Consider the following 12,110-nt stretch of genomic DNA (forward strand, 5'->3'; position numbering starts at 1 on the left):
TGAAACAGACAAAAATCAGATGGATTCGTCGATCCAGGATTTCAGCGCGGCCTTGGGGCGGGCGCCTGCAAGGTTGGCCACAGGTGCGCCGTCCTTGAACACGAACAGCGCCGGAATGCCGCGCACGCCCATGGCAGCGGCGGAGTTCGGGTTGCTGTCCACGTCGACCTTGGCGATCTTTACGGTGTCGCCGTATTCAGCGGACAGCTCTTCGAGAGCGGGGCCGATCTGCTTGCACGGGCCGCACCACTCGGCCCAGAAGTCGACGACGACCGGAACGGAGGAGTTTTTAACTTCGGCGTCGAATGTGGCATCGGTAACGGCAACGGTGGCCATGGGATCTCTCCTGAGGGTTGGAGTGCTGCGGAATCGCGGTTTGGGCGGGTGTGCCCATTCAGGATCTGGAAACTAAGGACGCCCCACTCAGCCGTCAAGGTGTGGCGGCCCTCTCAAGGGCTTGGGTCACGAGGTCGTGCGGTAGCGGCATATAGTGTGCGGTGGCCGTCCAAAGCAGCCCTGTCTCGATCTCGCGTCCGGGATAAAGTTGGGTCAAAGCAGCGGCATAGGCTCCCATCTGTCGCAGCAAACCTTCCGGTGTCTGTTCCGCTTTTTCCGGCACAGTGCGGTTGGTTTTGAAATCGACGATGGTAATTTTGTCTGCTGTCACATGCAGCACATCAATGATGCCATGTACACGCCCGAGGCCTTGCAGATCAGCGGTGATGGCGGTTTCGGTCAGCGCGCCCTTGGTGAACAGATGGGCCAGTGCAGGGGTGTCGAGCACTGTCAGGACCTCTTGCAAAAGGATTGGCAATTGCTCCGTGATGAGGTCCGCATCTTCCCCTTGCCGCATTTCCTCCAAAAGGGAGGGCGCAAGCTGGTCGCGCTGCGCGGCGGTCAGTGGTGCGAGCGTCTCCAGCAGCAAGTGCAGGGCGGTGCCGCGTGCTTTGGCCACGTCTTCGGTGTCGCCGGCGGCACCGGGCAAGGCCTTGGCCCCGCCAAGATCAGACGGGCTGCGAGTTTCTGGCGGCAGGACCGGGGTGGGCAGGGGGCGGTCCAGCGCCTCTGGATACACCAACGGCTCGGCAGAAGGCACATCCTTTGCGGCCTCGGTTGGCAGCGACCAGTCGCCGTACTCGATGCGCTGCCCCTCGCCACCGCCAAGATCGCCAAAGTCGTAGGGATGCGGCAAGGCCCCGGACCGGTCCATGCCTTTGGCCACCTGATCGTACCAGGCGTCTCCATCCTTGCCCAACTCGCCAGCTGCTCCGACGATCAGCCACTTTTCCGCCCGCGTCAGGGCCACATACAGCAGGCGGTCGCGCTCCTGCGCTTCCCGTGCCTTGGCAATGTCGATGGCCTCGGTCTGGCGGCTGGGTTGATGCGCGGCGCTCTGTTTCCACATGACCCCCTCCGGGTCGGCCAGCAGGTCCGCTTTGACCGAGGTGTCGGGCTTTGCGCAGTCGGGCAGGATGACGATAGGCGCTTCCAGCCCCTTAGACCCATGCACGGTCATGACGCGCAGGGTCGCGCCGGCCCCGTCCGGTGCGCGCTTGATCTCCAGATTGTCCGCCTGTGCCCATTCGAGGAAGCCGGTCAGCGTCGGCACTTCGGTTTGCTCGTAACTCAACGCCTGTTGCAGAAGCGCGTTGATACCGTCCTCCGCCTCTGCGCCAAGCCGCCCGATCAGCAAGCGGCGGCCCTTGTGGTGTGTCAGGATGCGATCAATCAGGTCGTAGGGACGCAGAAAGTCTGTGTTTTTGAGAAGATCGTTCAGCACCGCAACATAAGGCGCATCGCTGCCGCGCAGCACTTCCCATAGATATTTGCGCGGCCGGTTGTGCGCGAGCGTGAACAGGTCCTGCTCCGACAGGCCAAACAGCGGCGAGCGCAGCGCCGTGGCCAGCGACAGCGAATCCTCCGGCGTTTCAAGGAACTTGAGAACGGCGATGATATCCCGCACCGCCAACTCTGCCATAACCTTGAGCCGGTCGGCCCCAGCGATGGGCAGACCCTCTTGTTTGCAGGCGCGAATGATTTCCTTGAACAATTGTCCGCGTCGCCGGACGAGGATCAGAAAGTCGCCGGCGTGCACGGGACGCGCCGTGTATGTGTTGGTGAACCCGACTTCCTTCGGCATGGGATGGCCCGCGTCGATGGTCTGGCGGATGAAGCGCGCGATGCGCTGGGCGAGGATCACCGAATGATGCGTCGCCGCCGCACGATCCAGCGGTTCGTGCCAGGGCCCGTCATCGTCGTCCTTCACCTTCTCGACCACCGGCCAGAGGTCAACGCGCCCCGGCATATTCGATTTGAACGCCCGGTGCAGTGCGCCGTCGAAACCGCTCTCTGCGGCGTCGGTAAAGGTGTTGTCCACAACCCGCAGGATCGGCTCGGCCGAGCGGAAGGAAAAGGCCAGCTCCGAGTTTACCAGCGGCGCATCCGTATTCACCAGCCGTTGGCTAAAATCCTCGCGCATACGGTCAAATTCACGGGGGTCGGCCCCCTGGAAGGAATAGATCGACTGCTTCTTGTCGCCGACGACAAAGATCGTGCGCCGCGTCTCGGTGCGCGCCCCCTCGCCGGAGGTGAACTCATGCGCGAGCCGTTCGATCACTTGCCACTGCACGGGAGAGGTGTCCTGCGCCTCGTCCACCAGAATGTGGTCAATGCCGCCGTCGAGCTTGTAAAGCACCCAATCTGCCACCTTTTCGTTCGACAGCAGGTCGCGGGCGCGGGTGATCAGGTCATCGAAGTCGAGCCAGCCGCGCAGCAGCTTTGCGCGCTCATAGGCGGGCACGAAGCGCGCCGCAAAGGCGGTCAGCGCAATGTCGCGCTGGGCAGCATGCAGGGCCTTCTCCACCTCCAACGCATCCGCAATCCGTCCCGTCAGCTGGTCAAAGCGTTCGCAGAGGTCAGGAAAATTGCCGCGCGTCTTCTTTGTCGGGAAATTCTTGCGCGGGGTGCCCGCCTGCGTCAGGCAGATCTGCTTCCAGAGGTCGAGCGCTGCGGCATCGTTGCCGTGGATGGCTTGCAGTGCGGGAACCATGCCTTGCTCAGTCTTGCCGCCTTGTTGGAACACCGGGACCAGATCAGCGGCGAGCGCTGCTTCTGAGCCGAGAAAGATCGACCCAAGCACGCTGGCCTCATCCTGATCCGGGCTCAGCCCGTAATGGGCCCGAATGTCCTGAGGCGAAGGTGGCGTGAGGTAGACATCGCGGCGCGCGCAAAGGCTCCGCAGCAGTCCCTCCGTATCGTCGCCGGACAGATACGGCGCGATGCCCTCCAGCAGGCCCCTGTCCGGGCCGTCGGCGATGTCTTCGAGCAGATCGGCGCGGAGCAGTTCCGCCGCGCGATCCTCCATCTCCTTGAACTGGGGGGAGACCTGTGCCTCCAACGGGAAGCGCCGCAGCAGAGACGCGCAAAACGAGTGGATCGTCTGGATGCGCAGCCCGCCGGGCGTCTCGATCGCGCGGGCAAACAGGGTTCGCGCCTCGCGCAGGAACTCTGGTGTCGGTTGTTGATCGACGCCCAGCTCGTCCAGCTCATCGCGCAGCTTCGGCTCGGCCAGCATGGCCCAGCCGCCCAGCCGCTTGAACAGGCGGTTCTGCATCTCGGTCGCGGCGGCCTTGGTGTAGGTCAGGCACAGGATGTGGCTCGGGTCTACGCCTTCGAGCAGAAGGCGCGCCACACGGTCGGTCAGCACACGGGTCTTGCCTGACCCTGCGTTTGCGGCAAGCCAGGTTGAATGGCCGGGCGCGGCGGCGCGCACCTGCGCTTCTGTTGCGTCGTCTCTCATGTCAGCGGGTCCAGCTTGGCCTCGGCGGTGACATCCCATTCGCCAAAGCGCGACAGGTGGTCATAATCCGCATGATCGGTGTCTTTCATCAGGGCGCGGCGCGCGGTATAGCCCTTGTCCGCCTGCATATAGGCGGCGATGAGCGCGGTGAACTCGGCCCATGTCTGATCGGGGGGGCAATCGTCGAGCGGCGCCGGGATCTCCTTTGGATCACCGGGCTTGAGCTGGATATACGTGGCCGCCGCGATGTGGCGTGGTTTCAAGTTCGGGAAGGCCCCTTGCAGAAGCATCGCGGCCTCCAGCAGCAACTGTTTGTCAAAGGTCTTTTGCTGCGATTCCGTGGGGGCGCCGCCGGTTTTGTAGTCATAGACATGTGCGCCGCCACGCTCGTCCATGTCGATGCGGTCTGCCGTGCCGGTGAGCGTGAACCCCAGCATGGGGAGCTCCGCCTGACCTGTGATTTCAAAGTTCGCTTCCTGTGGTGCGGCGCGTTGCCGACGCTCCGCTTCGGACGCGACGAACCAGCCGGAAAAGCGATCCACCCGCGCCTGCCAGAGAGTCCGAACCGTGGGGAAGGGAATTCGGGCCAGCTCGGTCGCCGCGATCTCCCGCAGCCGTTCCGGTGTGAGTTGCGCCGGGTCAGAGACTGTTTCGCGGATGAAATCTTCGATCACCTTGTGGGTCAGAATGCCCCGCATCAATGCGTCGGGGGCCTGCATCAGCGGGTCCAGCGGTTTGAGGTTCAGCACCTTGTTGGCGTAGATCGCATACGGATCACGCACCAGCCGTTTGATGGCCGTAACCGACAATTGCGTTGGCCGCGCGTCAACCGGTGGCGCGGGGGACGGGCGCACGGCTGGTTCTGCGTGGATCGGTGCTTCCGACGCACGGGCCAGTGCCAGCCACGGTTTCGCGCGGTCCCGCATCTGGGTCAGCGCCTCTTCGCCGTGTCGATCGGGCAGGCCGTTCATCAAGTTGACCAGCCGGTTGATCCAACGACTTGGGACCGTCTCGGCATCGTCGGATTTCATCGCACGGGTCAGCCAGACCTGCGGCGCGGCAACGGCCTGTTGGAAGTCATGCGCCGACAGGCCGATACGCCGTTCCGGCAGCAACAGACCCGCTTCGGCCCGCATCCGGCGGTTCAGCCAAGGGTCGGCGGCAGGGCTTTCGGGCCATGACCCTTCATTCAACCCGGCAAGGATCAGCAGTTCCGGCCCGGCCACGCGGGCCTCCAACGTGCCCCAGATGCGAATCCGCGGGTGCGGCGTGTCGGGATTACGTACTTCCTCGCGGCTGAGCAAAGCCTGGAACAGGTCGGCGTAGTCGCGGGCGCTCATGGCGGTGCCATTCTCGGCCTCCGCGCGCAGGGTCTCCGTGATCTGGCGCAGACGACGGCCTGCCACTTCGTCCCAAAGCGGCGCGGGTGTTCCATCGGGACCGGCGACCAAGGCTTCGGCCAAGGTGAGATGTGTCTCCACCCACTCAGAAAGCGGCCGCGGCGCGGGATGATGTTGCGTGCACAGCTGCGCAATCCATTCGGCCCAGGCGGGTCGTTCGGCCTTGGTCCCCCATTCGGCCAAAGTTTCAGGTGTCGGGTAGGGCATGCCATCACGCCGGATCGACAGTTCCAGATCGCGTGTGTTCAGCAGGTGCTGGCCGCGATCCTTGCCCTTGTGACACAGAGGATGCTTCAGCAGCGACAGCATCAAATCTGCAGCCAGCGGGCGGGTGAACAAATCGGCCACAAGCCGCAAGAAGCGTCCCGGCGGGGTCAGCTGCGCCGGGATGCCTGCGGAGTCGTCGGGGACGATGCCCCAGTGGTTCAGGGCCGATGTAACCTGCCGTGTCAGCATCCGGTCAGGCGTGATAAGCGCGGCCTCGGTTCCGTCAATCGCCGCCTGTCGCAGGCGGAGCGCGATGGCCAGTGCTTCTTCACGCAAACTTGGCGCCTCCAGCAGCGTGACATCCTCCATCGCTGTCGGCAGATCCGGCAGCTTCGGCCCCTCGGACAACCATTGGTGCGTGACCGGCGCGGGGCGCAGGGCGAGCGAAACCACGCGGTTGCGCTCCGGCGCGGGGGCCTGCGTCTCCGCCCAGTCACGGACGGCTGACGGATTCAGATCCAGTTCACGCATCAGCTTGGCAAAGCGATACTGCGGATGGTCCTCCCCGGTAAGCGGATCGTTGAGCATGTCCCAGACGTTTTGCGGCATATCAGTGTCGAATCCGGGCAGGATAACCGCGCCTTGCGGCAGCCGGGAAACAGCGCGCATGAAGGCATGGGTGGTGCCGCGCGATCCGGTCGACCCTGCGATCAGGATGGGATGCTGCGGCGGATCAAGCTCCCATTGCGCCAGACGCAGGGCCAGCGCCCGCCGGGTAAAGGCCTGCGCGTCAGGTGCGCTGTCGTCCTGGAAATACTGCTGTACGATGTTGAAGAAGCGCAAGGCGCGGTCCCAATGGCCGGATTGATCGGTCACATCAAGGCCGGCAACGGCATCGGGAGGCACATTTTCGCCATGCATCTCCTCCATTAGCGTGGCGAGACTGTCGGACAGATCGAACAGCGCGGCGCGCGGGGCGAGCTCTGGCGCGCTTTCCAACAGCGCTGAAACGAGACCGGTCAGTTCAAGCCTGCGTCGCAGCGGGGGAACAGGCGCGGGCAGTTGCGCGCGGGTCAGAGGGTCGGCAAGGTCGGTGACCAGCCTGATTTTCGGCAGCAGGGACGCGGGACCGGCATCGAACAGGCTGCGCAAACGGCGGCGCATGCGATCGGTGTTCACATAGAGCTCGACCTGCGCGATGGCTTCAGGCGGCTGCCCTTCCAGTCGCGCGCGCAGCCCCTCGATCAGAGCCGCCGGGAAATCAACGCCTGACGGCAGGCCATACAGGCGCGGACCACTGGCGGAAAAGATTTTGGTTTCAGACATATAACTCTCGCGCCCAATCAGCCGACGCCCACGTCGGACCCACAAGATGGACCGTCCCGACGCGCGGGGCAACCGGCGGTTTCGGCCAGGATGTCAGCTTTTGTCAGGGGCGGTGCTGCGCAGCATCTCTTCAGCCAAGGTGATGCCGCCGGGGTGGCCCACATCGCACCACAGACCGGGATAGGACAGCCCGCAGAACCTGCCTTTTGCCTCTGCCTCATGCCACAGCTTATGCAGAGAAAAAGCCTCGTCCTCGATGTGCGCCAGCGCCTCTGTCTTTACGATTTGGGCACCCGTGTAGACCATGTCACCGCCCCAATGCAGCGCGCCGTCTGTCAGGGTGAAATCCCCGCCCCCTTTGCGCCCTGTGGCGTTGGACAGCGGCACGCACAGCAAAAGCGCGTCCATCGCGTCCGGGTTCCAGGCGTCATGTAGCAGCTGCAAAGGATTTGGCCCCTGCCAAACAGCATCCGTGTTCAGCGTAAAAACCGGACCATCCCCCAAGATCGGCAAAGCCCGCTTCAGGCCGCCCCCAGTGTCGAGGATCTGCGGCTTTTCGACACTCACGTGCACATCTGTTCCGGCCAAGTGTGCGACGATCTGATCGGCTCTGTAGTGGGCGTTTACCACGCGTGTGCTGAGCCCTTCGGTCAGCTTCAGGGCGTGGTCCAGCAGGGGAAGACCCGCAACGGGGATCAGCGGCTTTGGCAGCGTGTTCGTCAACGGGGCCATGCGTGTGCCGAACCCGGCGGCAAAAAGCATCACCGCGTCGGGTGTCATCCGGTCGGGCATTGCGCGCGCAAATCCTTCAGATGGTCGCCCTCGGGTGCGGGCAATTTCGAGATGATCGGGCGCATGGGGGCGAGAGCCGGATGGGTCATTTGCGCCTGAATGTGGTCCCATGTCCGCGGCAGAAAGTCGAGATAGCGCGCCTTGCCGTGCGTGATCGCGAGCCGGGCAAAGACGCCAAGAATGCGAAGGTTGCGCTGTACGCCGAGCACGGCATATGCGGCGCGATACGCCTCTGGATCGCTGTCAGTGGCGGCGAGGTATGCCTCTATGCAGGCGTTTTCGGTATCGGGAAAAAGATCGCGGCGCACGTCGCGGCACAGCGACACCAGATCGTACGCGGTGTGTCCGCAGACCGCATCCTGAAAGTCGAGCAAGCCTGTGCGCGCTGCGCCCGTGCGCTCGGGCAGATGCAGAATGTTTTCCGCGTGAAAGTCGCGCAATACCATCACATCCTGCGGCGAGGCATGCTGATCGAGTATCGGGCCAAAAGCCTTTTGTGCCTCCTCCAGCAATTCATACTCCTGGACGTAATGCGTAAAGGCGAGGTCAATTGACTGGGTGAGCAGCTCCGGCGTCGCACGGGGCAGGCGGGACGGCGCGGCTTTTTGATGCAGCGCGACCAACGTGTCCACCGCCTGGAGGTAGAGCTGCTTCTCCGCCTCGGCATCAATCGCCAATTTTGCCACCAGACCATCCCCAAGATCTTCGAGCAGAAGAAGGCCCGGCGCTTCCGCCAACACGTGGGGCGCGGACAGGCCTTGCTGTGTCAGGTGACGTGCAAGGGTTGCGAAAAGCGATGTATCACCATCCGGGTCCTGCATAAGGATCGCGGTTTGCCCTCGGCGATCAAGGCGTGTGTAGTGGCGGGAGGAGGCATCCCCGGCAAGCTGTGTCGCCTCGGCGTCGTCCCAGTTGGACGTGGCAAGGAAATCTGCAACCTCGTCTCCATGCACGGGGCCGGATGTCATGGTCAAAGCGGCGTCGATCCGTTTGTTCCAACCTGAATCGGTCCATTGCATGTCAAGCTGGCGGCTGTTGTCTGATGGGCCATCGCTGAACTGCAACATAAGCGACGAGACAGGGGCCAGATCGCCAAGCCTGTCGGGCCATTCGACAATGCAAATGGCGTTGCAAAATGCCTCAAGCAGGCCTAGTTCCTCGACCTCATCAGGGCTGTGAAGCCGGTACAGATCACTGTGCCACAGCGGGCCCCGGTCGGTTTCATACTCCTGAACCAAGGTGAAAGTGGGCGATGGCACGTCTTCTGGGTCTGTCAGCAGTGATTGTATCAGCGCACGGGCGAAATGCGTCTTGCCGGCGCCAATACTGCCGGTCAGCAACAGCACGTCCCCGGCGCGCAATTGGCTGCCCAACGCGCGCGCGAAATCGGCGGTGGCCTCCGGAGAGGCGAGGTTGAGCGCTGTGATCGGCGATACCTTGTTCATAACGCCTAAATATCAAGGGATCTTCGCATCGCAAGGTCAGCCGTGACTGCGGCCGGGCTGTTTTCTCTGATCGTCTTCGATCTGTTGCATTTGCGGGTCCGCGTAGGCCGCGGGAACGTAGCGCAGTGTTCCGACCCCTTCTGAAGCGCTGCGGCTGGCAAAGCGCACCATCGTGGCGCCGGCGGCCACCGGTTCCACGATGCACACCAGGCGCTCCCCGTCGTGGGTTGTCAGTTCCGATTCCCATGCGGTTCGCTCTCGCAGCGTCAGCACAAATTCCCGTAGCTCGGACCAGATCGGGCTGGGCTTGCAGGCAGTGCGCCAGATGGAAACGGCATCAACGATCGTCACTTCGGCGAAGGTGCAATCCGACTCGCATTTCCAGCGTTCGCGGTAAGCTGCGTTGGAAAAGGTCAGCACGCCCAGACGCGAAAAAACGGCGACCGAATCCCCAAAGCAATCAAGCACCGATTGTGTCAGTTCGAGCTCCGAGCGGAAGCGGCGTGTCAGGCTGATCTCGGCGGATATGTCTTCCAGCAAAAAGGCAACGGCACCGTCGGGATGTGGCCGTCCGGTGATCTTGTAGGTCAGGCCGGAGGGCAGGTTCCATGTTTCAGCGTAGCGGTCCTCGCGCGCGGCGGTGACAACATCGTAAAGCTTGTCGCGCCAATTGGCGTAGTTTTTTGGCTCAGGCATCGTGCGGTTCTCGCGCATGTGGTCGAAGAACGAGAGCAGATTCGGTTTGGAACTCAGGAAATCCACCGGCAGATGCGTCAGATCCACCATGGATGGATTGAACAGGACCAATTGCCGGTTCTTGTCAAAAACGGCGAGGCCAATAGGCAGATGCGCAAAGGTCTTTGTCAGCGTCTGGACAAAGTTGCGCTGGGCCATCTCGGCGTTGACAAGGCTGTCAATGGAGGTCGCAAAGTGCACCCAGCCCTCGCCGGTGGGCGTGGAGATTACCTCGAACCAATGAGCTTTATCCGTGTCGTCGCTAAGACTTAGACGATTCATTTGTGTGCTGCGAGATGGCGGCACCGGCAGGGCAAACGGCAGGCAATCGTTCGGATCTTGTCCGATCTCTTCGCAGAGTTTTTCGTAGGCGTCGTTGTACCAGGTCACCTCGTCGTCGCGGGAGGTTTGCCAGACGGGATAGGGGGTGTTGCCGCAAATGGTAAACAACCGGTCAAAGGATTGCTCGATCTGCGCGGCACGATAGGTTTGCGCCGGTTTGCTCATTGGCGCCTGCAGTGTCAGCCGCAGTGTGGTGCCAGAGGGAATGGCGCGCAGTGTCGCGCCTTCGACGAATTCGCAGGTCCATGCGTCGGGCACGGTTGGCGCGTCTTCGGGCAGGTCGGGAAACCCGGAAAGGAGCGAGTCACGCAGTTCGAACCAGGTCATGCCATTGATATCGCTGCGGTTGAACAGGTGAACGACATCGTCGGTGTGGTCAAAAACGCGCCCATTGCGCAAAAGGACAACCGTCTCCGACGGCACGGTGCGTCCGTCTGGATCTGACTGTCGGCGTCTGAGCGTGGCGAATGCCAAAAAGAGGACCGCAAGTGCCGTCGTTCCGACGCTGGCCCCGACCGCCATCACTGCAATTTCCTGCAAACTTACGCCCCTTCAGTGGTCCTACATAACATTGTCACCTACCCAACTCTCGGGATACTTCATGATGGTTAACGACGTGTTAAATACGCAAGGGCTTTGTTATGGTCAGTGATCGAAACGCTGATTTTCGCCCAAGGGCGTGCCTGGCGGCATCTTGACCACGATTTTTGCCCGCGGCCAGACGACCTCGACAATGGCGCCGCCGGGGTTGCCGGGCGCCGTCATCGGCGCGTAAGGATCAGAGCCGTTGGCAAAGCTGAGTTCCGCACCAGAACGTTCCAGAAGCGTTTTGGCGATGAAAAGGCCCAGGCCCATCCCTTCATATTCCGGTCGCGCGCGCCGATCTGCGTCGGACCGGCGCCGACGCATGAAGGGATCGCCGATGCGCCCGATCAGCTGTGGCGGGAACCCGCGCCCGTCATCGAGAATACGGATAGAGACAACCTCGTCCGTCCACATCGCTTCGATCCAGACAGTCGCGCGCGCGAAATCCACTGCGTTCTGGACAAGGTTGCGCAGGCCGTGAATGACTTCAGGTCTGCGCAAGATTTGCGGCGGATTGAATTCCCCACCTGGACCGGGGCCATTCTCGATCAGAATGTCCTTGCCACGGTCCTGATGCGGTTCTGCGGCCTCCCGGATGACTTCGATCAGCGGGGCCCGCCGCATGTGGAGGTCGTCTTTCCCGGCGCGGCCCATGGATCGCAAGATGTCCCGGCAGCGATCTGCCTGCTCGCGGATCAAAAGGGCGTCGTCTTTCAGATCGGACAGTTCGGGATGATCGTCCAGATCATCGGCCAGCTCCGATGAGGTCAGCTTGATCGTGGCCAAGGGGGTGCCCAGTTCATGCGCCGCAGCGGCCACGACCCCCCCCAGATCATTGAGCTTCTGGGCGCGCGCAAGTGCCATCTGCGTCGCGGCCAACGCGTCCGACATGGAGTTCATTTCCCGCGCGATACGCCGCGAATACGCCGACAGAAAGCTCAGGGCGATGAGAATCGCGACCCATTGGCCGTACACGAAAATGTCAGGGATGCGCAGGACAAACCCCTCGTCGGTGCGCAGCGGAAAATGGTAAAAGACCATCAGGCTCACCAATACCATAGCGGTCAGGCCAAGGGTCACGGTGGACCGCAGGGACAGCACCGAGGCAGAGATCGTCACCGGCCCCAACACCAGCAGCGAAAACGGATTGTTCAGCCCGCCGGTCAGAAACAACAGGACACAGAGTTGCAGCAGGTCAAACATCATCATCATGAAGTTTTCTGCTTCCGAGAGCCGCTTGTTTTCGGGGAAAATGAAGATGGCCACAAGGTTGCCGACGACCGATGTGCCGACAACAAGATAGCACAGCCCCAGCTCCAGCTGCAGGTTGTACATGCGCTGCGCTGCGGTGATCGCAGCGATCTGGCCAATGATCGCAACCCAGCGCAACAGGATCATCGTCCTGAGGCGGATCCAGTTGCTGCGTTGCTCTTCGCCCAGAAGGCCAAATTCGGTTGTGTTCATGGGATCTGTTTCCCC

At 62.3% G+C, this 12,110-nt stretch carries 7 protein-coding genes; all 7 read right to left on the reverse strand.

Annotated features, from left to right (window positions below; genetic code table 11):
* Positions 1–15 precede the first annotated feature (15 nt).
* The 7 genes from trxA to regB all read right to left on the reverse strand — a co-directional run bounded on the left by trxA (position 16) and on the right by regB (position 12,095).
* A complete protein-coding gene (gene trxA / locus GGQ68_RS00520) occupies positions 16–336 on the reverse strand; it encodes a thioredoxin (RefSeq protein WP_183962402.1) in 321 nt (106 codons plus the stop codon).
* Between the two features lie 94 nt (positions 337–430).
* A complete protein-coding gene (gene addA / locus GGQ68_RS00525) occupies positions 431–3,799 on the reverse strand; it encodes a double-strand break repair helicase AddA (RefSeq protein ID WP_183962404.1) in 3,369 nt (1,122 codons plus the stop codon).
* Positions 3,796–6,732 carry a double-strand break repair protein AddB gene (gene addB / locus GGQ68_RS00530; RefSeq protein WP_183962406.1) on the reverse strand — a complete coding sequence of 979 codons (2,937 nt, stop codon included), beginning with the start codon at positions 6,730–6,732 and terminating at the stop codon, positions 3,796–3,798. The genes addA and addB overlap by 4 nt, the downstream gene beginning before the upstream one ends.
* Positions 6,733–6,825: 93 nt before the next feature.
* Positions 6,826–7,524, reverse strand: coding sequence for a nucleotidyltransferase family protein (locus GGQ68_RS00535; RefSeq protein ID WP_246429197.1), 699 nt, complete (start codon positions 7,522–7,524; stop codon positions 6,826–6,828).
* Positions 7,509–8,969, reverse strand: coding sequence for a tRNA (adenosine(37)-N6)-threonylcarbamoyltransferase complex ATPase subunit type 1 TsaE (tsaE, locus tag GGQ68_RS00540; RefSeq protein ID WP_183962408.1), 1,461 nt, complete (start codon positions 8,967–8,969; stop codon positions 7,509–7,511). The genes GGQ68_RS00535 and tsaE overlap by 16 nt, the downstream gene beginning before the upstream one ends.
* A gap of 36 nt (positions 8,970–9,005) precedes the next feature.
* The gene (locus GGQ68_RS00545; protein ID WP_246429198.1) at positions 9,006–10,586 is read right to left on the reverse strand and encodes a PAS-domain containing protein; all 1,581 of its coding nucleotides are present in this window, start codon (positions 10,584–10,586) and stop codon (positions 9,006–9,008) included.
* A gap of 105 nt (positions 10,587–10,691) precedes the next feature.
* The gene (gene regB / locus GGQ68_RS00550; RefSeq protein WP_183962410.1) at positions 10,692–12,095 is read right to left on the reverse strand and encodes a sensor histidine kinase RegB; all 1,404 of its coding nucleotides are present in this window, start codon (positions 12,093–12,095) and stop codon (positions 10,692–10,694) included.
* Between the last annotated feature and the right edge of the window lie 15 nt (positions 12,096–12,110).

Origin of the sequence: Sagittula marina (assembly GCF_014196795.1) — a bacterium.
In the GTDB taxonomy this organism is placed as follows: domain Bacteria; phylum Pseudomonadota; class Alphaproteobacteria; order Rhodobacterales; family Rhodobacteraceae; genus Sagittula; species Sagittula marina.